The sequence below is a fragment of the Halanaerobium sp. genome, from assembly GCF_003070835.1.
The window spans coordinates 1-25033 of sequence record NZ_QBLR01000033.1 but is presented as its reverse complement, the minus strand read 5'-3'; the positions used below and the strand labels follow the sequence as shown (position 1 = coordinate 25033).

Genomic DNA, 25033 nt, shown 5'->3' with positions numbered 1-25033 from the left:
CAAACATATTATATTCTTCCATTTATAAATTCTCCTAGAAAAAGGACCCTAAAAGGGCCCTTTTGAATTATTATTAAGTTATCAACAGCTTGTGCCCGCTTTAATTTTGCGAACTTTAACGGCATCATAATTTAAAAGCACCTTAATAAAATATGCATAAAGTGGTATATTAACTAACTGACTTATTAATCTCGGTGGCATCAACACAGTAAAAGGTACTCCAAATAAAGTGTTAATAAAATAAGGGACCAGAATTAAAGAAGATATTAACTGTCCTACAGCCACTGAGATAAAAATTATAGGTAGTGTTCTGCAGCGTTTGAGTACATAAAACACCATAAATCCTGGAATAAAACCAGTTAAAAAAGAAGTAAAGGTAAAATGGGGCATATAAGCTCCCATTGGATTAATAAAATAACCCAGCAGGTCTCCAAGTGCACCAACAATACCTCCAGCAACAGGACCAAAAGCCACACCTGCAAAAATTATCGGCAAAGCACCAAAACCAATTCGTACTCCTTCAACTCCTGCAATTGGAATCCTAATACTGAATACTCTGGTTAAAATGATGGTTAATGCTGTTAAAAAAGACAGATAAGCAATCTTTTTTGTGCTTAATTTCATTTTCTACACCTCCCCCCTCTCTGGTTAGATGATAGTTTATATCTGCACCAAAGAAAGAGGAAACTTTGGTGACAGCGGACGCGACAGGGAGACCGCAGCTAAAAGCTTTCGTTTCAGAGCAACGTCCCATCTCTGAACACTCTACGCCTCCTGTCTACTCTATCACTATATTTCATTTGTTTTTATTATACCCCATCTAAACAAATTTTTAAAGTTATTTAGAACAATCCAGAAATTTTTCCATCAGCATCAATATCTATATCTTCAGCAGAAGGTCTTTTTGGCAGACCAGGCATTGTTAATACAGGGCCGGTCATTACAACTAAAAATCCAGCTCCAGCAGATAGATTAATTTCTTTTACACTGATTCTAAAACCACTGGGTCTTCCTTTTAAATTAGGATTATCAGAAATAGAACTCTGGGTTTTGGCCATACAGACTGGAATGTCAGCATAACCCTGCTTTTCATATTTGCTTATTTGAGCCAGAGCCGTATCGCTATAATCAACACCATCAGCACCATAGATTTCAGTGGCAATAGTTTCTATCTTTTCTTTAATTGGAGCCTTTTCATCATAGAGGAATCTAAACTTGCTCTCTTCATTTTCAAGTACATCCACAACAGCATTTGCAAGTTCTTCTCCACCTTCTCCACCTTTAGCCCAAACTTCAGATAAAGCTACATTGACTCCCAGTTCTTTACACTTTCTTCTCACCAATTCTAATTCCGCTTCAGTATCATCGGGGAATCTATTTATAGCTACAACTGTCGGAACACCGAATTTATTAACATTTTCAATATGTTTTTCTAAATTTTCCATACCTTTTTCCAGGGCAGCCAGATTTTCTTCTTTTAGATTATCCTTTTCTACTCCACCGTGCATTTTTAAAGCTCTAATGGTTGCAACTAAGACAGTTGCATCAGGTTCTAAATCAGCAAATCTGGATTTTATGTTATAAAATTTCTCAGCTCCCAGGTCAGCTCCAAAGCCAGCCTCTGTAACAGTAATATCTCCAAGTTTCATTGAAAATTTAGTTGCCATTACACTATTACATCCATGAGCAATATTTGCAAATGGTCCCCCGTGAATAAAAGCGGGAGTGTTTTCTAAAGTCTGCACTAAATTAGGTTTAATAGCATCTTTTAGTAAGGCGGTCATTGCTCCTTCTACCTTTAGATCATGAGCTGTTACACTTTCTCCATCATAAGTATAGCCAATTACAATTTTCCCTAGTTTATCTTTTAGTTCCATCAAATCATTGGCCAGACACAAAATTGCCATAATTTCGGAAGCAACTGTGATTAAAAAGCCATCTTCTCTGGGATATCCATTTTTAGTTCCACCAAGTCCAACTACAGTATTTCTTAATGCTCGATCATTCATATCTACAGCTCTTTTAAAAGTAATTTGAGTTGGATCAATATTTAATTCATTGCCCTGCTTAATATGATTATCAATAGCGGCTGCCAGCAGATTATGAGCGATCCCAATTGCATGAATATCACCTGTAAAGTGAAGATTAATATCTTCCATAGGAATTACCTGAGCATAACCACCACCTGCTGCACCACCTTTAATCCCCATTGTAGGTCCTAAAGAAGGCTCTCTAATTGCAATAACTGCATTTTTTCCGATCCGATTTAATGCCTGTCCCAATCCAACAGTAGTAGTGGTTTTACCCTCTCCAGCTGGAGTTGGAGTAATTGCAGTTACCAGCACCAGTTTGCTATCAGAATTATCAGAAAGTCTTTTTAGTACATCCAGTTTAACTTTCGCCTTATACTTACCATATAATTCCAGGTCATCTTCTTTTAAACCAATCTGTTCAGCAATTTCTGTGATTTCTTTCATTGTGGCTTCCTGAGCAATTTGAATATCACTTTTCACTATACTTCCCCCTCGATAATTTGTTTGAAAATTTAAATTATATTTAATTCTTATTATATTATTTCAATGTAATTTAATTAATTCCTGCTTTGATATTTATTTCACTTGTTTTTTCGTTAATTAGATGTTCAGCTGCTTTCTGGAATTAAAAAATGTCCTGGCACCGCGGTTTACCATAAAAAATACAGTTAAGGTTACACTTCCTAAAATCCCCATCATAATTGCAATCTGATACTTGATAGCAATTACTGGAGAGGCTCCCGCTAAAATCTGACCGGTCATCATCCCAGGAAGAAATACAATTCCCATCCCCATCATCGAATTAATTGTTGGCAGTACAGCATTATAAAACGCTCTGTTGCTAATTTCTTTAACAGCAGTTTCTGGTTCAGCACCCAGCATTAAGTAATTTTCGATCAGTGCTTTATTATCCTTAAATCCGTCTATTAAATGATTAACTCCCAAAGATATTCCGGTCATTGAATTTCCAATCAGCATTCCTGATAGCGGAATAAAATAGTCAGCTCTAAACCACGGCTCAAGCCCAACTACTATCAGAACAAAGAAAAAAATACTTATAGAAGTCCCCAAAAACATTGAGCCTGCAATTATACCCTTCATTTTTTTTGATATTTTTGAATCAACCCTGCCATAAATATTATAGATTGCAAAAATCTCCATGATCAGCAGGATCAAAATACTGTAATATGGATTTTGATTTGCAAAAACGTATTCTAAAATAAAACCGACTGCAACTAATTGAATTGTCATTCTAACTGAAGCCAGCAATATTTCACCTTTATGTCCAATTTCTTTTTGCTTGACAATAAAAAGCAAAATCAAAACAAAAATATAGGCAAATACCAGCTGTAATAATTGTATGTTTATAATATCATTCTCCATAAATTTCACTCCTCCTGTTTTTAACTGCTTATTTAAACTATTCAATCAGTAATTCTGCCAGCTTCTATATTAATTATCCTATCAGCAAATTTTTCGGCTATCTCTGGACTGTGAGTAACCATAATTAATGTTCTCTTATTTTCTCTAACATAATCAACTACCATCTGAATAATCTTTTCTTCTGTTTTCTTGTCCAGAGAAGATGATGGCTCATCTAAAAGAAGCACCTCTGGTTCTAAAAGCATAACTCTAGCCAGAGCCAGACGCTGTTTTTCTCCTCCGGATAAATTCTCAGCATTATCACTCAAATTTTGACTTAACGAAACTTTCTCCAGCAGCTCTTTATAATTTAAATTTTTAGAAATTCCATTAGCAGCAATTTCTTCAGTTATTTTAAAATTATCTCTGATAGTCCCCTTAAAGATCTCCGGATCCTGCGGCAGCATTACAACTTCTCTCCTCAAAGCAACAGGATCATAGCTTTCAATATTTTTCCCTTTATAAAAGATTTCTCCCTGATCAGCTGTGATCATATTATTAAGCAGCTTTAGAAAAGTTGTCTTACCACCTCCACTGCTGCCCAGGATTGCTGTAACTAAATTTTTTTCCAGTTCTATCTTTCCAATATTTAAAATATCTTTAAATATAACATTCTCAAGTTTAAACATATTTACCTCCTTCTAATTCATAATTTCATCTGATAACTCTCTGGTCTTTGTTTTTACTTCCTTTAAAACCTCTTCTCCTTTTGCTGTAAGACTGTAATACTTTCTTACTTTACCCTCAACAGTTTTCTCTTCACTAATTAATATCCCATCTGATTCCATTGAATGCAGAATTGGATATAATGTGCCGGAACTTATATTATAGCCATGACTTTTTAATTCTTCTATCATCCAGAGGCCAAAAAAAGGTTCTTTTTTAGCATGATATAGAATATGAACTCTCATGAAAGCTAAAAAAAGTTTTCTTAAGATTTTATTTTCCATACTTTCACCTCTTTATCGTTTTTCATTATTGATCATTATTATAGCATTTCGATAATGAAATTAAAAGTAAAAGGAGAACATTTAATTAGATAAAAAAACGACCAGCAGAAGCTGGCCGTTTGATTATTTATAGATCTTAACCATTCTGTGGTTCAGGTTCAAATGTAGTGATTATACTCTCCTGCTTATCTCCACCATCAGAATCATCTTCTTCTATTCTATCTTTATCTGGATCTCCAGTAATTTCTTCACCTCTCATCAGACGTTTAATCTGATCAGCATGTAAAGTTTCATATTCTTTTAAGGCAGCAACAATTTTTTCTACTGTCTCAGAATTTTCTCTGAGCAGTCGTTCAGCCTTACTGTAGCATTCCTCAACCATCTTACTAATCTCTTTATCAATTCGAGCAGCGACTTCTTCACTGTAATTTCTCTGACGAGAAATGTCTCTACCCAGAAATACCTGCTGATCATGTTTTTGACCTAAGGTTAGAGGACCTAAGTTTTCGCTCATTCCGTATTCAGTCACCATTGCTCTAATAATCTGGGTTGCTCGTTCAATATCATTTTGAGCACCTGTACTAATATCATCCAGGAAAATTGCTTCCGCAGCTCTTCCTCCCATTAGACTGGTAACTTTATCTAAAAGCTGTCCTTTGGTCATAAAGTTCTGATCATCTGACGGCAGAGGAACTGTAAATCCACCGGCTCTACCTCGAGGTATAATTGTCACTTTATGAGTACGATCAGCATGCTCCAGCAGTTCACCCAGCAGAGCATGTCCAGTTTCATGATAAGAAACAAGATTTTTCTCTTCTTCAGAAACTACTTTGCTCTTTCTAGCAGGTCCAGCAATAACTCGATCAATAGCATCATCAAATTCCTTCATTGCGATGATTTTCTTTGATCTTCTGGCCGCTAAAATAGCAGCTTCATTAGCAAGATTCTCCATATCAGCACCGGTAAATCCAGGGGTTCTTTTAGCAAGTACCTCTAAATCGATGTCGTCACCTAAAGGTTTATCCTTAACATGTATTTCTAATATTTTTTGTCTTCCCAATCTATCAGGTTTATCTACCATTACCTGACGGTCAAAACGTCCAGGTCTCAATAAAGCTGGATCTAGAACATCGGGTCTATTGGTTGCAGCCATTAAAATAATACCTTCATTTGGTTCAAAACCATCCATTTCAACTAAGAGCTGGTTTAAGGTCTGCTCACGCTCATCATGGCCGCCACCAAGTCCGGCTCCACGCTGGCGTCCAACTGCATCAAGCTCATCAATAAAAATAATACAGGGTGAATTTTTCTTACCCTTTTCAAATAAATCTCTAACTCTTGAGGCACCAACCCCAACAAACATTTCCACAAAGTCAGAACCACTGATAAAGAAGAAGGGAACCCCCGCTTCTCCAGCAACTGCCTTTGCCATAAGTGTTTTACCTGTTCCAGGAGGTCCAACCATCAAAACTCCTTTAGGCACTTCAGCACCCAACTCGGTAAACTTATCCGGTTTCTTTAAAAATTGAATTACTTCCTGTAATTCTTCTTTAACCTCATCATAATTAGCAACATCATCAAAAGTTACCTTAACATCACTTTCATTTAGTTTAGCCTTGCTTTTACCAAATGACATCATCTTGCTGCCGCCACCCTGCATTTTCTGCATAATGAAAATCCAGGCAACAATTAAAATCACAACAGGTAAAATATAACTTAGAATATTAATCCACCATGGTGTTGTCGGCTGTGGCTCAGTTTTTATATTCACATCACCAGCCCGCAATTCCTGCATTAGTGATGGAATCGCCTCAGGTGGAACTGGAACTTTAAAATTTCTACTGTTTATTGAACCTGTCACTTCCTGATTACCAATAATAGTCACCTGGTTAATATTATCAGCTTCAACTTCAGTTAGAAGATCTGTGTATGTAAAATCTTCTAGAGTTGATGGTCCCTGCTGCATAAAGAACTGTGCAACTAAAATTGATATAGCAATCAGAATTAAATAAAATCCTATATTTTTAACAAACTTATTCAAATTTATTTACCTCCCCTACGACTTAAATCATATACAGTAAAATATTATAACACAACATTTATATTTTGTAAATAAAATGAGCTTTACTGGCACTTAATATTTTATAATTTTTATTTTATTAATTAGCTCAACTAAATTATATTATAAACTATCAATATTAAATTTCAATTAAAAATCAAAAAAATATAAATATTAATCTTTAAGTCGCTGAGTATTTATATATATAACTTTTCCTTTAAAACACCAATAAATGATAGATTCCTGTATTTCTCCGCAAAATCAAGACCATAACCTACAACAAATTTATCAGGAATTTCAAAACCATTAAAATCTGCATCAATTTCTTTCTGAACTCTTCGATCAGGTTTATCTAGAAGAGTAACCACTTTGATACTTTTTGGGTCACGAGTTTCGAGCATATCAACTACATGTTTAAGAGTTCTACCTGTATCAATTATATCTTCTACAATTAAGAGGTGTCTCCCCTCAATATTTTCTTCCATATCTTTGATTATCCTAACAACTCCAGATGATTCTGTGGAAGCACCATAACTTGAAACATCCATAAAATCAAAAACTACAGGTAAGTCAATTTCTCTAGCCAGATCAGCCATAAATAAAACCGCTCCCCTCAGGATACAGAGCATTACAATATCATCATCTTCTTCATAACTGTCTGTAATTTCCTTTCCCAATTCTGAAATTCTCTGCTTTAATTCTTCCTCATCAATAATTACTTCTTTAATATCGTCTGCAAAAACAGTGTTTTTTCCCATTTTAATCCTCCTCATTATATTTTAACTTTAAAATTAAAACCTTATCTGTTTCTCTGGTAATTTTGTAAATATCAGAAATCTTATAGGGAGGCAGCCAGATGATGTTGTCTTCTGCATCCACAATAAGCAGCAGCTGGTCCCTCTTCTGTTTTGGAACTTTTTGATCAATTAAAATATCTTTAACTTTTTTATGCCCTGCCATACCCAGTGGCTTTATCTTATCTCCTGCTTTTCTATTTCTTAAAAATAAAGGTAATTGTAATTTTTGATAATCAAAAGCAGCTGTCAGAGAATCAGTAGAAAAAGAAAAATCATCAATATCTATAATTTGGCTCACAAAACTGCAGTTATTATCAATTTCTATTGTTTCCTCAACTTCAAATTTAATTTTATTATTTAATTTATTGGTGGAATTAGTTTTTTTGAAAAAAATTAGACTTGAATAACTAATTTCCACTCTAATACCGGAGGCAATATCAACCCCGCGGCCTGTCTTTTGGTTTTGAATCAATTTTTCTATTTCAAAAATATGGTCAAGATATAAATCATCAAGATTACTGTTTAACTTATTATAGATAAATCTATAAATTCTGCGCTGCAAAACCTGATCCAGATTAATAATTTCATTGAAATCAATAACTATTTTATTATCGGTTTCTGATTTTACGATTTGTTCATATTTTTTTGCTGCCATCTCCTGCAGAAAATTATTTTCTGCTGCAACTAATTTGCTGCTGCGGGCAATAACTTCCCTGGCATTATAATTTATCTTCTTTTCTACCAGCGGAAAAATTTCATTTCTAATAATATTTCTGCTGTAGATATTCTCCTGATTAGTGCTGTCAAAACGAGGTTCGAGTTTTTTTTGCTTACAATATGCTAATATTTCTTCTTTATTAAATTCAAGCAGAGGATGGATAATTTTTATCCCATTCAACTCTGTCTTAGACTGAATTCCACTTAAACCCTGCAGACCACTTCCTCTAAACAAATTCAAAAGGACAGTTTCCGCCTGGTCATCTCTGTGATGTGCTAGAGCCAGTAAATCATAATTGTTTTTTTGAATAATTTCTTTAAAAAAATCAAATCTTAATTCTCTGGCCAGAGCTTCAGCTGAAGAATTATTTTTTTTGATTAATTCAGGTAAATTTACCTGCTTCAAAAAAAAATCAAAACCCTTTTTTTGAGCGTAAGCTTTAACAAATTCAGCCTCTGCCGCAGACTCTTCCCGCAGCTTATGATCTACATGTGCCACAGCTATTTTAAGATCAAATTCTTCTTTGTATTCAGAAAAAAGCTCCAGCATAGCTAAAGAATCAGGACCACCTGAGACAGCTAGCAACAGTTTTTTGCAGTCTTTAAGTAAATTGTTTTTAATTATATAATCTCTAAATTTAGCTTCCATAAAAAATCCTCCAAAAAATAACTTTATTACTATATTTCAAGATCTAGAAATCTAAACCTGCAAAATTATATATTTAATTGATTTTTTATTAAACCATGCAGCAGATCATGATCACTGATCGACAATTCACTACTGTCAATAAAATCTAAAATAGCTTTTAAAATTATTAAACCAGCTATAATTATATCCGCTCTCTGGGGCTGTAATCCTTTAACATTTTTTCTCTCTTTTAAGTTTGAATTGCTCAGTTTCTTGATAATTTTTTCTAATTCTTTTTTATTAATCTCTGTATTTTCAATTTTACTGCTGTCATAAACTTCAAGCCCCAGTTTAATAGCTGCCAGAGTAGTAATTGTGCCCCCCACTCCTCGAATTTTAAATTCCCTATTAAAATCAAGTTCACTTGCTAACAAATCATTTACATAATTACTAATTTTATTAACCAATTCAGTTTTAAATTCAGTTTCTGGGTTGACAACAAATTTTTCAGTCATTCTGACACAGCCAATGTCCAGACTTTTAAATTTTATTTCTGAGGCTTCAGACCAGATAAATTCTGTGCTTCCTCCACCAATATCGATTAATAAAAAATCATTTTCTAAATTAGAAACTGCACCGGCATAATTGAGCTCAGCTTCTTTTTCACCACTTATAATTTCAAGCTTAAAATCCAGTTCCTGCAGTTTATCTTTAAGTAGATATGCATTATCAACATCCCTAAGAGCACTTGTACCAATAACTCGCAGCTTTTCAACCTGATAGCGATCTATGATGGCTCTAAACTTTTTTAATGCTTGATAAACCCTTGCAACAGCAGCTGCCTTTAATTTTCTATTTTTATCTACTCCTTCTCCCAACCTGGTTATTTCTAATTCTCTAGCCAGGATCTCAAAGGAATTATCACCGCTCTTTTCGCCAATCAACAGCCGACAGGAATTTGTTCCAATATCAATTGCTGCTGCTCTCAAACTCATCAACCCTTTCTTTACAGATTTTACAGTTTTCAGGCCAGTCAACTTTATTAAAGACAACTTCTCCAGCCGGATTAGATTTTTCCACTAAAAAATCAGCAAGATGAGTATGCAAACATTTAATACCTTCTTTTTCTCTAATCCCACCGACACCTGATTCAACCAGCATTCTGTATAAATCCTCAGATACTTCCCTGGCTTTTTGTAGTTCTGCAGCTGATAATAATTTTTTTCTTTTCTCAGCATATCTTTGATGGGCAGCTTCCATTAATACTTTAAATTCCATATCAGTTTTTAATTTTTTTCCCAGTTCAGAAATCAAGTCACTTTCAGCTTCCAGGCGGCCGACCTCGTAATTTAAATATGGACAGCTGAGCCAGTAGATAGTTGGTGCTGCAGTATTGTTAGCAAATGGTTTAACAGTAATAACTGCCGGGAATCCAAATGGACAATAAAGGGCAGTTTTTAAAAAATTATCAATTTTTCTGTCTAATTGAAGTTCTATTGTTTTATGATCATCCATAATTACTGCTCCCTGTAGTTAATTTATTATAAATTTGTACATTAAAAAGAGAAAACACCCCTTAAACGAATTAAAGGATGTTTAAAAAGTCAATAAAAAATTGGCAAATATTTATTTAGAGCTTCCGCCGTTTTTTGCCTCTCTACTTTTTAGATCTTGCTGACGCTCACTGCTCTGCTTCAAGAAACGTTCCATTTTTTCATCAAAGGACATTTCTGGAGCATGATCAATGCGGTCATCTGGATCCTCTAATTGCTTGATGGAAAGGCCAATTTTCCCGTCATCATCGACATTAATAACTTTAACCTTAACTTCGTCTCCTTCTTTAAGGAAATTACTAATATCTTTTACATAAGTGTTAGCCACCTCAGAAATATGAACCAGGCCTGTTTCTCCACTTTCTAATTCAACAAAAGCACCAAAATTTGTTATCCCTGTAACTTCTCCTACAACTATACTTCCAACTTCAATGGACATCTTTAAAAAATTCCTCCCTAGATATTAATATTGTACCCATTATAACTTAATTAAGACAGAGGTGTCAAATTTATCGGCTAAAATTTTCTAAAATTTTAAAGTTAAAGAAATTCTACCCCTTTTTTGATCAACATCAAGGACCTTAACCTCTATATTCTGCCCTATTTCGACAATCTCAAAGGGGTCACTAACATACATCTGACTCATCTCAGAAATATGAAGCAGTCCATCCTGTTTTAAGCCAATATCAACAAAAGCTCCAAAATCAACTATATTGCGAACCTTACCTTTGAAAATCATTCCCGGCTCAATATCTTCTATTTTTAAGATATCTTTACGGAATATAGGAGCTGGCATTGAATCGCGAGGGTCACGTCCGGGCTGTTTTAAGGCAGCCACAATATCTTTTGCAGTTGGCAGACCAATTTCTAAATCTGAAGCCGTCTTTACAAGATCTATTTCATTTAATTTTTCTCTAATCTGATCCAGTTTTTCTCTATCTCTAATATCAGCTGCCTGATAATTAATATTAGCTAATATCTTCTCTGCTGCCTGGTATGATTCTGGGTGAATGGGAGTCAGAGCAAATGGATCAGCTTCTGAATCAAGACGAATAAAACCTGCAGCCTGCTCATATGTTTTAGGTCCAAAACCATAAACATCAAGCAGATCCTTTCTCTGCTTAAATTTCCCCTCCTGACTGCGTTGCTTAATAATCTTATCTGCATTATTAGAGCTAATACCTGCTACATAAGTTAATAAAGCTGCCGAAGCTGTGTTAATCTCAACTCCAACATGATTAACCGCGTCAACTACTACTTCATTCAATGCTTTTTCTAAGTTTTTTTGAGAAATATCATGCTGATACATTCCTACCCCAAGTGACTTGGGGGCAATTTTAACCAATTCAGCCAGTGGGTCCTGAATTCGACGCCCAATAGAAATTGCTCCCCGAATTGAAACATCCAACTCTGGAAATTCCTTCCGGGCCAACTTCGAAGCAGAATAAACTGAAGCCCCAGCTTCACTAACAATAGTATATTCTACATCCATTCCGCCCTTTATCAGTTCTGCCACAAAACTCTCTGTTTCTCTACTGGCAGTTCCATTACCAATTACAATTAAATCAATCTCATAATTTTTAACCAATTTGGCAATCGCAGCAGCGGCTTCATTTTGCTTATTAACCGGTGGATGGGGATAAATAGCACCTGTTTCTAATAACTTGCCATCCTCAGCTAAAGCAGCAAGCTTACAGCCGGTCCTGAAGGCAGGGTCAATAGCAAGTACCCTTTTTCCTTCCAGCGGTGGCTGCATTAATAAAGATCTTAAATTTGTTGAAAAATTATTAATAGCCTTTAGTTCTGCTTTTTCTGTTAAATCATTACGTACTTCTCTTTCTAAAGATGGAAAAATAAGTCTTTTATAGGCATAATCTACAGCATTTATTAAATGTTCAAAGCTGCCAGACTTATTTTTATCAAACTCATAAAAAGCATAAATCATCTCTATTGCCCGCTCATCATCAACTTCTATTTTAACTCTAAGTACTTCTTCACTTTCTCCTCTGTTTAAGGCTAAAATTCTGTGAGGTGGTATCTTATTTATTGATTCTCTGAACTCATAGTAATCCTGATATTTACCCTCTTCATCTTCATTTTTTTGTTCTGAAACAATTTTAGCAGTTTTAAATACATAAACCCTCAGCTTTTTGCGCAGTTCAGCATCATCCGATATATCACCTGCTATAATATCTTCAGCTCCACTCAATACATCTTCCACCTGCTCCAGCTCTTTTTCTGGATCAAGATAATTCTCAGCCTCTTTTTTGATTTCTGATTTATCTTTTTGCTGGCTGAAGATTAACTCAGCTAATGGTTTAAGACCTTTATCAATTGCTTTCGCAGCTTTGGTCTGCTTTTTAACTTTAAAGGGCCGATACAAATCCTCTACTTCCTGCAGAGTATCAGCCTTTTTAAGCTTATTTAATAGCTCATCATCTAATTTCTCCTGTTTATCGGCTGCTGCAGCAACCTCATTTTTTCGCTCATTTAAACGGCGCAAATAATCTATTTTTTCCTCAACATTTCTGATTTCTTCTTCATCCAGACTGCCTGTCATTTCTTTCCGGTAACGAGCAATAAAGGGAACTGTATTACCTGAATCTAAAAGCTCTACTGTAGCTTTAATATTTTCTTTTTTCAAATTCAATTCGACTGCTGCCTGCTGCATTAAATCTGATTTAATATACTCTGACATTTAAAAACTCCTTTACATGCTTATTATATTTATATTCTGTTAAAATCTATAAACTTTTTTTATTCGCTTTGTTCTTCATTTGAATCTTGATCTTCTCCAGCTCCTTCATCCTCTTCAACTGGAATAAACATTTTTTCACCTGGTTTTACCAGGCCAAGTTTTTCCCTGGCAACTTCTTCTATGTATTCATGGCTGCTGCTGTTTTCTAGCTGCTCCTTTAACCTTTGATTTTCAGCTTCAGCCTCTGCAATTTCAGCTTCAATCTTTTTAATTTGTTTTTCAAGCTGGTTCATTCTTGTCATATTCTGATAAAAATTAAAAGCGGCTATCAGTGCGATAACTACAACAATTGTAACAACCACTGGATTTAACAAAAAATCCTTTTTCTGCCGAGGCATATTTAATTCCTCCCGTAAGCTAAATTATGATTACAGTTGTAATTATACTTTAAATTTAACAATTAATCAAAAAAGCAGCCGAATTTAAAATTCGACTGCTTCATTAATTCTTATCTATTTTTAAATACTATATTTTAAGCTTAATTAAAAGATACATTCCTCTGTTTCAGCATCAAAGACATGAATTTTTCTTAAGTCAATACCAAGTGAAATTGTATCTCCAACCTGAGCAGTACTTTCAGCTTCTACACGAGCAATTAAGGAGTGACCCTCTTCAGCAAGATAGAGATAAATTTCTGAACCCATAGGCTCAACAACATCTACATCTGCTTCAAAAGAGTTGTCCTCTTTAACTTCAAAGTCATGGGTGATTTTAGTATCTACAATATCTTCAGGCCTTACACCAAAAACAACCTCTTTACCTACATAATCTTTAATGTGGTCTTCTTTATCTTCAGGTACACGGATTTTAAATGCGCCATCGCCTTCTAGATAATAAGTATCTGCCTCTTTTTCAATTACTGCGTCCATAAAGTTCATTGCTGGTGAACCAATAAATCCAGCCACAAACATATTGTTAGGCTTATTATAAAGAGATAATGGATCATCAACCTGCTGTACTACACCATCTTTAAGCACAACAATTCTGTCTCCCATTGTCATCGCTTCTGTCTGATCGTGAGTTACATAAATCATTGTAGTTTTTAGACGATCATGAAGTTTGGATAACTCAGTTCTCATCTGAACTCTTAGCTTAGCATCAAGGTTAGAGAGGGGCTCATCCATTAAGAATACTTTAGGCTCACGCACAATTGCACGACCAAGAGCAACACGCTGTCTCTGACCACCAGATAGCTGTTTAGGCTTTCTGTCTAATAACTGCTCAATACCTAAAATATCTGCAGCATCCTGAACACGTCTCTCAATTTCGTCTTTAGGGAACTTACGTAATTTAAGTCCAAAAGCCATGTTATCATAAACATTCATATGTGGATACAGAGCGTAGTTCTGGAAAACCATCGCAATATCTCTATCTTTAGGTGCTACATCATTAACAACCTGATCACCAATTTTTAAAGTACCTTCACTAATTTCTTCCAGACCGGCAATCATTCTTAAAGTTGTTGACTTACCACAACCGGAAGGTCCTACTAAAACAACAAATTCCTTATCTCTGATCTCCAGGTTCTGATCCTTAACCGCTGTAAAATCACCAAAATGCTTATAAATATGTTCTAAAGTTACACTTGCCATTAAAAAATCCTCCTCATAATTTTAGTTGTATTTTGATATTGATGACTCCCTAATAATTAATTCGGGAGTTAAAACCTTAATTTGTTGACTGTCCAGATTGTCATTGATCAATTTTAATAAAAATTCCAGTGAGCTTTTGCCAAGCTCCTCCACCGGCTCACTTAAAACTGTCAGCGGTGGATCAATTACTGAAGTTAAAATATTATCACCATAACCAACTACTGCAAAATCATCGGGAATAAAATAACCTCCCATTTTAATTGCTTCCACAAGCCCGATTGTAGTTAACTCTCTGGTAGAAATAAAGGCATCGGGAATAACATCACCTTCAATAATTTCTAAAAAAACATTATAACCAGCCTGTCTGTCATTAGCAGTTGAAAAAATCAGTTCCTGATTAAGATCTAAACCTGAATCCCTGAGTGCATTTTTATAACCACTTATCTTTTCTTCTTCAATCAAATCATCTCGACTACCGCAGACAAGTGCTATTTTTTTGAAATTTTCTTCTACCAGGTGTTCTACAGCCTGATAAATACCCTGGCTGTAATCAGTTAAAACTGAAGTAAAAAAGTTTTCCTCTGCTAGCCGATTAACCAGTACAATTCTATTATCCTGACTAAAACTGGCTCTCAAAAGATGACTCCCTACAAGTTTACCACCAATAAATATTGCCCCATCAACCTGATTTGATTCCAAAAGTGATAGATAGGACTCTTCCTTATCTTCCTGATTATTGGTGTTGCAGAGAATTATCTGATAACCCTTTTCATCTGCAGCCTTTTCAATACTCTTTACAATCTCAATATTGCCGGGGCTATCCATTTCTGCCATAATTACAGCAATCATATTAGTCTTTTTAGCCGCCAGTCCCCGCGCCAGCTGATTTGGACGATAATTATTTTCCTTTGCAATTTTCAAAATTTTTAACTTTGTTTCTCTACCAACTCCAGGCTTATCATTTAAAGCCCGAGAAACTGTTGATTCTGCAACATCAGCCATGCGAGCAATATCTTTAAGAGTAATCTGCATCTTTCTGCCTCCAGTTTTAAATGCCTGCGCAATTTACGCAAGCGCTTGCGAAAGCTTGAAGAAAAAAAGAGCCTGTAATAATAATTAACTCTTATTATTACTATTCGTTACAGACTCTTAAATTCCTTCTTTTTTATTTAAATTTTTTATAATTTTTCTATAATCTCATCAAAATCTATATCGCCAACATTGGCATATATCAGATGAGCCTTGCCAACTCTTTCTTCAGGTCCAACTCCAACTGCCTTCATATTTGCTGCTAAAGCTGCTTCTACACCTGACTCCGCATCCTCTAAAACAACACATTCTTCCGGCTTCAGCCCCAGATTTTTGGCTGCATGTAAAAACAAATCCGGTGCCGGCTTTGCATTTTCTACACTGTGTCCATCTGCAATTGTATCAAAGATGTCTGTAATTTGCAAATGTTTTAAAACTTTTTTTGCGTTTCTACTTGATGAACCTACAGCCAGCTTATAACCATCTGCTTTAAGTTTCATTAATTTTGCTTCCATATCATCCAGTATATCAGCTTTAGTAATTTCCTCTAAATAATCCTGATAATATGCATTTTTTCGATCAGTCCATTCCTTTTTCTGATCTTCAGGAACTTCTTTTCCATCCAGAATAATCTCCATTGACTCCATTCTGGAAACACCGCGCAGCTGTTCATTTACTTCGCGATTAAAAAACAGCCCTTCTTCATCAGCCAGCTTCTGCCAGCTTTTATAATGATATTCTGCAGTATCAGTTATAACTCCATCAAGATCAAAAATAAATCCTTTAATTTCCTTTGCCATAATAACCACTCCCATTATAAATTTATTATTCCTAAAATGAAATTAAATCCTAGTCCAGATCAAAACTTGCTATGATTTTTTCGACTGGATCCAGGGTTGGCCTCCAGATTTCCATTTTTTCTGCTGCGGCAGAAATCGGGCGAGACATTCCCTCCATAAATAAACAAATTTCTGTTAACTCATCAACCGGGATTGGATTCTCAGCAAAAATGTTGCTGATTATTGTGATATGAAACATCCACTCCTCATAATTTTCAATAGTTGAGATACCTTCTGCTTTAAGACTCTGATGAACTTTCTCAGAAAATTCTTTTAAAGATTTAGTTTCATTAACTTCCAGCACCAGCTGATGCTGATCCGAAAATTTAATACAGCTGAAACGATCAACTTCAACCTCAATTTTGTTAAATTCTCTTATCTTTTTAGCAAGAATTTCTTTAGCCTTATCAACCTTATTTTTCGCTATTCTATCGATTGTTATATGCAGCTGCGGATATATCTGATCGGGATAAAGGTTGTAGTGCTCAGAAACTATTTTCTGCACCTGAGCAGCTGTTTCTACAAGTTCTTCACCTGGAATCAAAACTAAAAAATACTCATTTTCTAAATCTGCAGCTTTTATCATAATTAAATCCCCATCTCTAATTTTCCAGTTTTTTAATTTCTGAAATTAAACGATTTTTATCATCAAGAAGTAATATATTTTCATCTTCCTCTAATAATTTATTCCAGATCTTTTCTGCTTTTCCTTTAATATAGTCTCTTTTTTTAATTTTAAGGTTTGAAAATAAAATCTTAGCCTTATCAGGATAATCAAGCAAAATTTCTAAATTTGCCAGGTTACCATGCCCGAAAGGAAGATCACTTAAGATAATCAAATCCGCTTTTTCAATCAATTTTTTATTTTGTTTGATTTCAGCTTTGGCGATATCAATAAAAGGTGGTGCTTCAACAATTTCAATTCCCAGTTCTTTTGCAGCCTGCCAGTCAGCATCCCCTATATTTAAGACACCAATACTCAATTGATAACCCAGATTTTCCAGTTTATAGATAAACTTTTTAGCAGTTCCACCACCAGCTATAATGTGGATTTTGAAATCTTTTTTTTCAGTCTTACGATTAAATTTATTAACTTCTGGAATAAGAGTAATAAATGGCCTGTCAGAAAGCGGATTGGTTTTAATTAAAACCTCTGCTTTGTAGACTTGCCTGATATTTTTCTCTGTTAAAACTTCTTCTGCCGGGCCAGCAGCAAAAATTCTTCCTTCCTTTAGTAAAATTAATTTCTCACAATACTGAGCAGTTAAATTAAGATCATGGGAGACTGTAATAATTGTTAGATCCAATTCCTGATTCAAATAATTTAAAAGACTATAAATTTCACCCTGATAATTAATATCAAGACTAGAAGTAGGCTCATCCAACAGCAGAATGCCAGGCTTCTGGGCCAGAGCTCTGGCAATTATAACCCTCTGTCTTTCACCACCTGAAAGTTCATTAATTGATTTACTCCTTAATTTTAGAGTATCAGTAACTTCCATAACCTCTTTTACAATTTTTTTATCTGTTTTGTTAACTCCAGACCAGCGTTTCTGATATGGATGTCTACCCATCATTATAATATCATAGACATTAAAATTAAAATTAACCTCTGTATTCTGGGGAACAACCGCCATTTTTCGAGCCAGCTCCATCGAACTGTAATCGTTTAACAGTTTAGAATCCAGGTAAACAGTTCCACTATCTGATTTTAAGCTGCTGCTAATATTTTTTAAAAGAGTTGATTTACCGGAAGCATTAGGACCAATAATACCAATAAAAGAACCTGCTTCAATTTCCAGATCAATCCCCTTTAGAATTTCTTCAGCAGCATAACTAAATTTAATTTTATCTGTTCTCAGCATAATTTTCACCAAATATTTTTAGATTTATTGCGCAGTAAGTAAATAAAATATGGCCCACCGGCAAAAGCAGTAATTATTCCAACCGGCAGTTCCATCGGGGCCATTATAGTTCTAGCCGCTGTGTCTGCAAGCAGTAAAAATGAAGCACCAAATAAAGCTGCCAGTGGTATTAGCCTTCTGTGATCAGGCCCAATTATAATCCTCGCAATATGAGGTACAACCAGACCTATAAAACCAATGCTGCCGCTAACAGAGACTACTGAGGCGGTCAAAAGGGAAGCTGCTCCAAGTAAAATTATTTTTGTTCTCTCTACATTAAGCCCAAGATGCCGGGCGCTCTCTTCTCCGAGCAGTAATATATTTAAGTCCTTAAGATAAAATAATATTACAGCAAATGCTGTTATAAAATAAGGTAAGATCATCTTAATATCTCCCCAGGCTGAACCAGCAAGACTCCCCATCAGCCAGTAAACCAGCTGCTGCAGATTTTCCGTTCTTAAAACCATTAGAAAAGACATCATGGAATTCAAAATAAAACTTACCGCTACTCCTGCCAGTAGGAATGTTAGAACCGGTAATTTATTTCCAACCCTTGCCAACTGATAAACTGTAAAAACTGTGATTACCGCTCCCAAAAAGGCAAAAGCAGGTAGAGAATTTAAATTAAAAATAGCAATTTCTATCCCTAAAAACAGAGCCAGCATTACTCCTGTTCCTGCTCCAGCCGATATTCCAATAATGTAGGGATCAACCATTGGGTTTCTAATTATAGCCTGAAAAACAGCCCCGGCAACAGCAAGCCCTGCTCCAACAATAAATGCAAGTATAATTCTCGGCAGTCTTATTTCTCCAATAATAATTGCTGCTGGAGTAGAGACACTGCTGCTGTTAAATATATAGCCTAAAATATCGGCTGGATTAATCTGACTTGAACCAATAAATAAAGCCAGAAAGATCAAGGAAGCTGAAAACAAAAGCGCCCCTATAAAGATCAATATATTATTTTTATCTTCTCCCATCATTATCAGTCCCCAGTACTGAATTTGCTTCAATATTTGTAAGCTATTTTTTTATTGATAATTTATTAATTACAAGACCGGTTAAAAGCTTTGGATAAAAGTCAGTAGACTTTTGCGGCATTTTTTCTCCCTGGTCTGCAATATCCTTCACTTCTTTAACCGAAGTAGGATTTAAAATAAATGCTGCCTGATATTTACCAGTCTCCAGTTTTTCAAGAGCTTTATCTCGATATCTTATATAGTCTAGATTTGACTTAGCAGCCAGTGCTTTTTTATCTATACCCAAATATTTATCCAGAATAATATTATGCAAAATACTTACATCAAGCTCTTTATAAGTCTGAGAATAATTACCTTCTACCTGATCCAAAACAGCCTCATTCTCAAATTCAAAAACATAGTATGCTTCAGCTGCTCCAGCTTTAAAACCAAATACCTTCTTTTCCTGATTCTGATCAAGATAAATATACATTTCCTCTTTAGTGTCAAATCCTTTAATACTAAAATCCTCAGCTGCTTTTTCTAAAAACGAATTAACTTCAAAATTTTTAATATTATACAATAATCTGTGGGTAGGCAGTACCTTTAACCCAGGATCGTCCATATTGACAAAAGTCATCAGTCGGTGATTAAAACTCTCAACCCCATCAGCCTGCCAGCCATTTTCTATACATTCCTGCTGATAATTTAAAGCTGTCTGGTAGCGGTGATGTCCATCAGCAATATATAAATTTTTAGACTCCATCTTTTCTTTTATCTCTGCTATCAGCTCTGAATCAGTCAGCTGCCAGACTTTATGTAAATTCTGATCTTCATCATGCACCTCAAAAAGAGGCTTATCTTTCATTAATTCTGTAAATAAATTATTAATTTCATTTTTCTGATCTGAATAAAGCATAAAAATATGACCAAAATTTGCTTCTGTAGCTCTAATTAACTTTAAACGATCTGCCTTTGGCCCTTCCATTGTATTTTCATGAGCCTTAACTCCTCCGCCAGCCTCCAGTTCACCCAGGCCAACAAAACCCTTGCGGACAAACTTTTCGCCTTCAACCTCATATTCCTGAGTGTAGAGATAAAAGCCAGCTTCTTGATCACGAACTAAAATCTGCTTATTAATCCAGTTATTCAAATTATCAGCTGCACTCTGATAGCGATCTTCTTCCTTTCCTAAAATCAAACGCACAACATTATAAGGACTTTGCTCATAATATTCTTCCTGTAACTGCTGATCAATCTTATCATATGGTTGTGTTACTACCTTCTCGAGTTCTCCAACCTGCTCCTGGTTATATCTATAACCATGAAATGGAAATACCTTCGCCATACTTATCACTCCTTTTAATCATTATATATTTTTATCAGCTTTACAGCAAGCTAGATTCAGATATCAAAATTTTTATAATATAATGAAAATATAATTTATTCTTATTTTACTCTGTTAAAGCATTAAATCCTTGCTTTATCCTTCCCAGTTAGATATAATTAAAAAAAATTAGTAGCAAGAAGAGAGAAGGAGTGGTAATAAGTGTATAAGGTTTTAGTCAGTGACAATATTGCTCAAAAAGGAATTGATATTTTACAAGAAGCAGGCATGGATGTTGATTTCAAACCAGGACAGAGCCGAGAAGATTTTTTAGAAACTATTGCCGACTATGATGGAATTATTGTTAGAAGTATGACTCTTTTAGACGCTGAAGCTTTAAATAAGGCAAAAAAATTAAAGGTAATAGGTAGAGCAGGTACAGGTTATGATAATATTGACTTAGATGAGGCTACTAAACATGGAATTTTCGTTTTTAATACCCCAACTGGAAACACAATTTCTGCAGTTGAACACACTCTGGGAATGATGCTTTCACTTTCCCGTAATATTCCCCAGGCAAACCAGGCACTACACAATGATATCTGGGACCGCAAAAAATATATGGGGGTTGAAGTAAAGGGTAAAACTTTAGGTATTATTGGTCTGGGCAGAATCGGTAGCAGGGTTGCCAAGAGAGCCCAGAGTTTTGGAATGAAAGTAATTGCCAATGATCCTTATCTCGCCCCACAAAAGGCTGAGAAAATTAATGTCCCTTTACTACCATTTAAAGAGGTTTTAGAAAAAGCAGATTATGTTACACTACATACACCGCTAACTGATGAAACCTATCATATTTTAAGTCACAAAGAATTCGCCATTATGAAAAATAGTGCTCGCGTAATTAACTGTGCCAGAGGTCAAAATGTAGATACCAAAGCTCTGGCTGAAGCATTGGAAAAAAATAAAATTGCCGGTGCAGCAATCGATGTTCATGAGGAAGAACCAGTAAAAGCCAGTAATAATCCTCTACTTAAATTTAATGATCGTGTTATTATGACCTGTCATTTAGGTGGAACAACTACTGAGGCCATGGATAATGTATCGATTACCGCAGCTGAAGAAGTAGTTTCAGTCTTACAGAGCAATCTGCCCGAATCTCCACTTAATATCCCTGCAATGGATCCCCAGGAGTTTAATCAGGCCAAACCATATATTAATCTGGTAACTAAACTGGGTAATTTTATGGCTAAATGGAAAGGGCACGAAAGAATTGAGGCTGTAGAAGTCGAATATGGTGGAGAGGTTAATCAATTTAACCACAAGCCAATGACTTTAAGTCTGGTAAAATCTATTTTAGAGCCGATTTTAGATGACCGAATTAATCTTGTAAACGCAATGCATATTGCTGAAGAAAGAGGTATTTCTTTAAAGGAAAGCCAGATTCAAAATGAAGGTGAATTAAAAAATATTATTAAAATCAACCTTAAAACTGAAACTGGAGAGTACAGTCTGGCCGGGACCTATTTACCAATTGGATTTAGATTAATTGAAATTAATGGGCTGAGAATTGACCTTGACCTCTCAGGTGAATTTATTATAGTTAGCTATCAGGATAAACCGGGAGTAATTGGTAAAATTGGCTCAACACTTGGTGAAGAAAATATTAATATTGCTAATATGCAGGTGGGACGTCAGGATATTGGCGGCGAAGCAATTATGATGATGCAGATTGATTCAAAACCTTCTAAAGAAATTATGGAAAGAATCAAAGTTCATCTTGATGAACTTGATACTCGAGTAAAAGATTTAAGCTATCTAGAAATATAAATATATTAAGTAGAATCGCGGGAGCAGCCTTTCTGGGGCTGCTCTCTTCTCATCTTAATTAACTATTTAAACTATAACTATGATTTCTTATTTAGCAAAATCATAATCTAATTCCCGGTTTAAAAAATATAGAAAAACAATAATTAAAAGCATAAAAAAACTTATACTTGCAAAACCAGTAAACACATTAAAAATATCATTGATTTTACCAATCAGCCAGTTTGAAGTCATATTTATTGCAGAGGCAGTAGTAATAATAAAGCCCATATAAGAACTTACACCTTTATCAAATTCATTCATTATAACTGCCATAATAGTAGGGAACATAATAGAAATAAAAAATCCTGCTGTAGAGAAGAAAACTGCTCCCAAAACTCCCTCCACTAAGAGACCACAGATAAATAAGAATAAGGTTGCTGAAGCAAAAATAAATAGTATTTTGATATATCCTAAATGCTCTGTAAAATATCCACCAACAAGTCTGCCCACAGTAAAAATTATAAAAAATAATGATAAATATGTAGAAGCAGATGTTGTGCTAAATGCTCTTTCTACATGTAGAAAATTAACCAGCCAGCTTCCAATTGCAATTTCAGACACAACAGCTGAACCCAAAACTGCAGAAAAAAGCCATACTTTTTTCTGCTTTACTATTTCTTTAATTGCAATATTATCTTTTTTATCATTTTCAATTTCTACTGGAAAATTAGTAAAAAATAAATATATAAGTAAAAATATAATCAAAACAAGAGCAGTTAAATAAATTTGATACCACTTTAAGTCTAATGATAGAAGCCAGCCGGCATAACGCGGGCCTATAGAAGCTCCCACACCAAAAAATAAGTGAAGCATATTCATCATCATTCCTGATTTTTCTACAAATATCTTAGCTCCCAGTGAATTAGCACCGATCTCTACTGAGCCAAGTCCAATTCCCAGTAGTGTCATCAACAGGATTAAATAAAGAAATGAATTAACATAACCCATTATAAATATACTAAAAGCAGCAGCCAGAAATCCAAAAGTAATTACTCTTTTTAAGCCAAAATGACTGGCCGCCAGTCCCCCAAAAAATGTTGCCGACATAAATCCAAAAGTTGAAGCCATCAGCATTACACCAATCTGTGAGTAATTTACTGTATAAAAATCTCTAATTGGAGGAATTAATGTACCCCTCATATTATTAATAAATCCCAGCATTATCATCATCATAAATGCCAGAAAAACTAGCTTTTTATGTCTTTCCATCAATAATCAAACCTTCCAAATAAACTCAACAGATTTTTTAAATTTATAACTCTAAAATGCTTTCAATAGTGGCCAGTAAACCTTTGATGTCAGCCAAGCTCAGATCACCCATATGTCCAATTCTAAAAGCTTTATTTTTCAAATCACCATAGCCATTAGCAATTCGAATATTATATTTTTCGACAAGAGTATTAATTAAATTATTAACATCAATACCTCTGTTATTCTCAATACAGGTAACTGTATTCGACCAGTACCCTTCCTCAGCATATATATCAAAATATTCTAAAGCCCAGTTTTGAACATATTCAGCCATTTCCTGATGCCTGGCAAATCTATTTTCTATGCCTTCAATATTAACGATATCATCCAGCTGCTTTTGCAGGGCAAAAATTTGTGGAATTGCCGGAGTTGTTCTTGTCTGTGAACGCTGATGATACTTATATAAAAGTGGCAGATTAAAATAATAACTTTTACTTTCCACCTCTTCTGCTCTCTTTAACAAATCGTCACTAACTGAAGCAACAGTTAGACCTGCAGGTAAGGCAAATGCTTTCTGAACTCCTGCCAGACACATATCAATTCCCCAGTCATCTACTCTAATTTCAGTCCCAGCCATTCCTGAAACAGCATCAACTAAAAATAAAACATCATCAAATTTCTTTACAATTTCTCCAATTTCCTTAACTGGATTCATTAAACCTGTAGAAGTCTCATTTAAAACAACAGTAATCGCATCATATTTGCCTGTCTTAAGCTTTTCTTCTACTAATTCTGGTTTTACAGCCTGATCCCAGGGAATCTCTACTTTATCACAGGCAACACCATTTTTTTTAGTGATTTGATGCCAGCGATCTGAAAAAGCACCATTGACAAAATTTAAACAGCGTTTTTTGATCCCGTTGGTCACTGCAGCTTCCATAGCTCCTGTTGAAGATGAAGAAAATAAAAAAACAGGATTTTCTGTAAAAAGTAATTTTTTTAAATTTCCCTGAATATCATCATAAATCTCAGAAAATTTCTCAGTTCGGTGATGAATTTGTGCTGTTGATAATTCCTTAAGTAATTCACTTCTCACTTCTGTTGGTCCAGGGGTAAATAATTTTTCGTGCATTTTTGAACACCTCATAAATTATATTTTCAGCTTCAGCTGAATTGCTCGGTTCTCTATACTTAGATATAATTATTTATTATTATAGCAGTTAAAATAAAAATAATAAAGTAATATTAAATTATCAGAATATTGAAAAATAATTAAAAATAAAAAAAGCACCTTAAAGGTGCATAATATCAAATGGAGCGGGAAACGAGATTTGAACTCGCGACCCTCACGTTGGCAACGTGATGCTCTACCACTGAGCTATTCCCGCATATTTAATGGTGGAGGGGAA

23 protein-coding genes, 1 tRNA gene and 1 riboswitch are annotated in these 25033 nt (G+C 34.9%); of the genes, 1 reads left to right on the top strand and 23 read right to left on the bottom strand.

Going from position 1 to position 25033, the window contains the following annotated elements:
• Positions 1 to 81: 81 nt before the first annotated feature.
• From CI949_RS05745 to CI949_RS05650, 20 genes are all read right to left on the bottom strand, one after another.
• The gene (locus CI949_RS05745; RefSeq protein ID WP_290763906.1) at positions 82 to 624 is read right to left on the bottom strand and encodes a folate family ECF transporter S component; all 543 of its coding nucleotides are present in this window, start codon (positions 622 to 624) and stop codon (positions 82 to 84) included.
• Between the two features lie 70 nt (positions 625 to 694).
• Positions 695 to 788, bottom strand: a riboswitch (THF riboswitch).
• 54 nt (positions 789 to 842) lie between these two features.
• On the bottom strand, positions 843 to 2513 hold the full coding sequence (locus tag CI949_RS05740; RefSeq protein ID WP_290763903.1) for a formate--tetrahydrofolate ligase: 1671 nt from the start codon (positions 2511 to 2513) through the stop codon (positions 843 to 845).
• Between the two features lie 120 nt (positions 2514 to 2633).
• Positions 2634 to 3416 (bottom strand): ABC transporter permease, encoded by a 783-nt coding sequence (gene fetB, locus CI949_RS05735; protein ID WP_290763900.1) that lies wholly within the window; start codon positions 3414 to 3416, stop codon positions 2634 to 2636.
• A gap of 41 nt (positions 3417 to 3457) precedes the next feature.
• Entirely contained in the window at positions 3458 to 4084 is a 627-nt protein-coding gene (locus CI949_RS05730) for an ATP-binding cassette domain-containing protein (protein ID WP_290763898.1), read from the bottom strand.
• Between the two features lie 12 nt (positions 4085 to 4096).
• On the bottom strand, positions 4097 to 4405 hold the full coding sequence (locus tag CI949_RS05725) for a PadR family transcriptional regulator (RefSeq protein ID WP_290763895.1): 309 nt from the start codon (positions 4403 to 4405) through the stop codon (positions 4097 to 4099).
• Between the two features lie 136 nt (positions 4406 to 4541).
• Complete coding sequence (ftsH, locus tag CI949_RS05720; RefSeq protein ID WP_290763892.1) at positions 4542 to 6446, bottom strand: ATP-dependent zinc metalloprotease FtsH; 1905 nt, start codon at positions 6444 to 6446, stop codon at positions 4542 to 4544.
• A gap of 215 nt (positions 6447 to 6661) precedes the next feature.
• The gene (gene hpt, locus CI949_RS05715) at positions 6662 to 7222 is read right to left on the bottom strand and encodes a hypoxanthine phosphoribosyltransferase (RefSeq protein ID WP_290763889.1); all 561 of its coding nucleotides are present in this window, start codon (positions 7220 to 7222) and stop codon (positions 6662 to 6664) included.
• Position 7223: 1 nt separating this feature from the next.
• The gene (gene tilS, locus CI949_RS05710; protein ID WP_290763886.1) at positions 7224 to 8627 is read right to left on the bottom strand and encodes a tRNA lysidine(34) synthetase TilS; all 1404 of its coding nucleotides are present in this window, start codon (positions 8625 to 8627) and stop codon (positions 7224 to 7226) included.
• Between the two features lie 65 nt (positions 8628 to 8692).
• Complete coding sequence (locus CI949_RS05705; protein WP_290763883.1) at positions 8693 to 9601, bottom strand: Ppx/GppA family phosphatase; 909 nt, start codon at positions 9599 to 9601, stop codon at positions 8693 to 8695.
• Positions 9576 to 10121 carry a DUF501 domain-containing protein gene (locus CI949_RS05700; protein WP_290763880.1) on the bottom strand — a complete coding sequence of 182 codons (546 nt, stop codon included), beginning with the start codon at positions 10119 to 10121 and terminating at the stop codon, positions 9576 to 9578. Before CI949_RS05700 ends, CI949_RS05705 begins: the two co-directional genes overlap by 26 nt.
• 111 nt (positions 10122 to 10232) lie before the next feature.
• Positions 10233 to 10598, bottom strand: a complete 366-nt coding sequence (locus tag CI949_RS05695) for a S1 RNA-binding domain-containing protein (protein WP_108141726.1) — start codon at positions 10596 to 10598, stop codon at positions 10233 to 10235.
• 87 nt (positions 10599 to 10685) lie between these two features.
• The gene (locus CI949_RS05690; RefSeq protein WP_290763874.1) at positions 10686 to 12857 is read right to left on the bottom strand and encodes a Tex family protein; all 2172 of its coding nucleotides are present in this window, start codon (positions 12855 to 12857) and stop codon (positions 10686 to 10688) included.
• A 59-nt stretch (positions 12858 to 12916) separates the two neighbouring features.
• A complete protein-coding gene (locus CI949_RS05685) occupies positions 12917 to 13255 on the bottom strand; it encodes a septum formation initiator family protein (protein WP_290763871.1) in 339 nt (112 codons plus the stop codon).
• A 144-nt stretch (positions 13256 to 13399) separates the two neighbouring features.
• A complete protein-coding gene (gene ugpC / locus CI949_RS05680) occupies positions 13400 to 14509 on the bottom strand; it encodes an ABC transporter ATP-binding protein (protein WP_290763868.1) in 1110 nt (369 codons plus the stop codon).
• A 21-nt stretch (positions 14510 to 14530) separates the two neighbouring features.
• Positions 14531 to 15541: a LacI family DNA-binding transcriptional regulator gene (locus CI949_RS05675; RefSeq protein ID WP_290763865.1), complete on the bottom strand. Its 1011-nt coding sequence runs from the start codon at positions 15539 to 15541 to the stop codon at positions 14531 to 14533.
• Between the two features lie 146 nt (positions 15542 to 15687).
• The gene (pgmB, locus tag CI949_RS05670) at positions 15688 to 16338 is read right to left on the bottom strand and encodes a beta-phosphoglucomutase (RefSeq protein WP_290763863.1); all 651 of its coding nucleotides are present in this window, start codon (positions 16336 to 16338) and stop codon (positions 15688 to 15690) included.
• 49 nt (positions 16339 to 16387) lie between these two features.
• Entirely contained in the window at positions 16388 to 16963 is a 576-nt protein-coding gene (locus CI949_RS05665) for a 2'-5' RNA ligase family protein (protein WP_290763861.1), read from the bottom strand.
• 16 nt (positions 16964 to 16979) lie between these two features.
• Positions 16980 to 18242: an ABC transporter ATP-binding protein gene (locus CI949_RS05660; protein WP_290763858.1), complete on the bottom strand. Its 1263-nt coding sequence runs from the start codon at positions 18240 to 18242 to the stop codon at positions 16980 to 16982.
• 5 nt (positions 18243 to 18247) lie between these two features.
• Complete coding sequence (locus CI949_RS05655) at positions 18248 to 19264, bottom strand: iron ABC transporter permease (RefSeq protein WP_290763855.1); 1017 nt, start codon at positions 19262 to 19264, stop codon at positions 18248 to 18250.
• 40 nt (positions 19265 to 19304) lie between these two features.
• On the bottom strand, positions 19305 to 20588 hold the full coding sequence (locus CI949_RS05650; RefSeq protein WP_290763853.1) for a DUF1015 domain-containing protein: 1284 nt from the start codon (positions 20586 to 20588) through the stop codon (positions 19305 to 19307).
• Positions 20589 to 20789: 201 nt separating this feature from the next.
• Between CI949_RS05650 and serA the strand changes: the two genes are divergently transcribed.
• Positions 20790 to 22394: a phosphoglycerate dehydrogenase gene (serA, locus tag CI949_RS05645; RefSeq protein WP_290763851.1), complete on the top strand. Its 1605-nt coding sequence runs from the start codon at positions 20790 to 20792 to the stop codon at positions 22392 to 22394.
• Positions 22395 to 22481: 87 nt separating this feature from the next.
• On the opposite strand, the gene CI949_RS05640 is transcribed toward serA, so the two are convergent.
• The 3 genes from CI949_RS05640 to CI949_RS05630 all read right to left on the bottom strand — a co-directional run bounded on the left by CI949_RS05640 (position 22482) and on the right by CI949_RS05630 (position 25012).
• A complete protein-coding gene (locus CI949_RS05640) occupies positions 22482 to 23642 on the bottom strand; it encodes a sugar MFS transporter (protein ID WP_290763848.1) in 1161 nt (386 codons plus the stop codon).
• Between the two features lie 43 nt (positions 23643 to 23685).
• Positions 23686 to 24756, bottom strand: a complete 1071-nt coding sequence (locus tag CI949_RS05635) for an alanine--glyoxylate aminotransferase family protein (protein WP_290763845.1) — start codon at positions 24754 to 24756, stop codon at positions 23686 to 23688.
• 181 nt (positions 24757 to 24937) lie between these two features.
• Positions 24938 to 25012, bottom strand: a tRNA-Gly gene (locus CI949_RS05630).
• Positions 25013 to 25033 lie beyond the last annotated feature (21 nt).

Excerpts from the sequence above, each read along its gene's own strand:
- CI949_RS05665 (WP_290763861.1), bottom strand. The coding sequence starts at position 16,963 with ATGATAAAAGCTGCAGATTTAGAAAATGAGTATTTTTTAGTTTTGATT.
- CI949_RS05690 (WP_290763874.1), bottom strand. The coding sequence starts at position 12,857 with ATGTCAGAGTATATTAAATCAGATTTAATGCAGCAGGCAGCAGTCGAA.
- CI949_RS05655 (WP_290763855.1), bottom strand. The coding sequence starts at position 19,264 with ATGATGGGAGAAGATAAAAATAATATATTGATCTTTATAGGGGCGCTT.
- CI949_RS05635 (WP_290763845.1), bottom strand. The coding sequence starts at position 24,756 with ATGCACGAAAAATTATTTACCCCTGGACCAACAGAAGTGAGAAGTGAA.
- CI949_RS05745 (WP_290763906.1), bottom strand. The coding sequence starts at position 624 with ATGAAATTAAGCACAAAAAAGATTGCTTATCTGTCTTTTTTAACAGCA.
- CI949_RS05675 (WP_290763865.1), bottom strand. The coding sequence starts at position 15,541 with ATGCAGATTACTCTTAAAGATATTGCTCGCATGGCTGATGTTGCAGAA.
- CI949_RS05730 (WP_290763898.1), bottom strand. The coding sequence starts at position 4,084 with ATGTTTAAACTTGAGAATGTTATATTTAAAGATATTTTAAATATTGGA.
- CI949_RS05640 (WP_290763848.1), bottom strand. The coding sequence starts at position 23,642 with ATGGAAAGACATAAAAAGCTAGTTTTTCTGGCATTTATGATGATGATA.
- tilS (WP_290763886.1), bottom strand. The coding sequence starts at position 8,627 with ATGGAAGCTAAATTTAGAGATTATATAATTAAAAACAATTTACTTAAA.
- fetB (WP_290763900.1), bottom strand. The coding sequence starts at position 3,416 with ATGGAGAATGATATTATAAACATACAATTATTACAGCTGGTATTTGCC.
- hpt (WP_290763889.1), bottom strand. The coding sequence starts at position 7,222 with ATGGGAAAAAACACTGTTTTTGCAGACGATATTAAAGAAGTAATTATT.
- ugpC (WP_290763868.1), bottom strand. The coding sequence starts at position 14,509 with ATGGCAAGTGTAACTTTAGAACATATTTATAAGCATTTTGGTGATTTT.
- CI949_RS05695 (WP_108141726.1), bottom strand. The coding sequence starts at position 10,598 with ATGTCCATTGAAGTTGGAAGTATAGTTGTAGGAGAAGTTACAGGGATA.
- CI949_RS05725 (WP_290763895.1), bottom strand. The coding sequence starts at position 4,405 with ATGGAAAATAAAATCTTAAGAAAACTTTTTTTAGCTTTCATGAGAGTT.
- CI949_RS05650 (WP_290763853.1), bottom strand. The coding sequence starts at position 20,588 with ATGGCGAAGGTATTTCCATTTCATGGTTATAGATATAACCAGGAGCAG.
- CI949_RS05700 (WP_290763880.1), bottom strand. The coding sequence starts at position 10,121 with ATGGATGATCATAAAACAATAGAACTTCAATTAGACAGAAAAATTGAT.
- CI949_RS05705 (WP_290763883.1), bottom strand. The coding sequence starts at position 9,601 with ATGAGTTTGAGAGCAGCAGCAATTGATATTGGAACAAATTCCTGTCGG.
- pgmB (WP_290763863.1), bottom strand. The coding sequence starts at position 16,338 with ATGGCAAAGGAAATTAAAGGATTTATTTTTGATCTTGATGGAGTTATA.
- CI949_RS05660 (WP_290763858.1), bottom strand. The coding sequence starts at position 18,242 with ATGCTGAGAACAGATAAAATTAAATTTAGTTATGCTGCTGAAGAAATT.
- CI949_RS05685 (WP_290763871.1), bottom strand. The coding sequence starts at position 13,255 with ATGCCTCGGCAGAAAAAGGATTTTTTGTTAAATCCAGTGGTTGTTACA.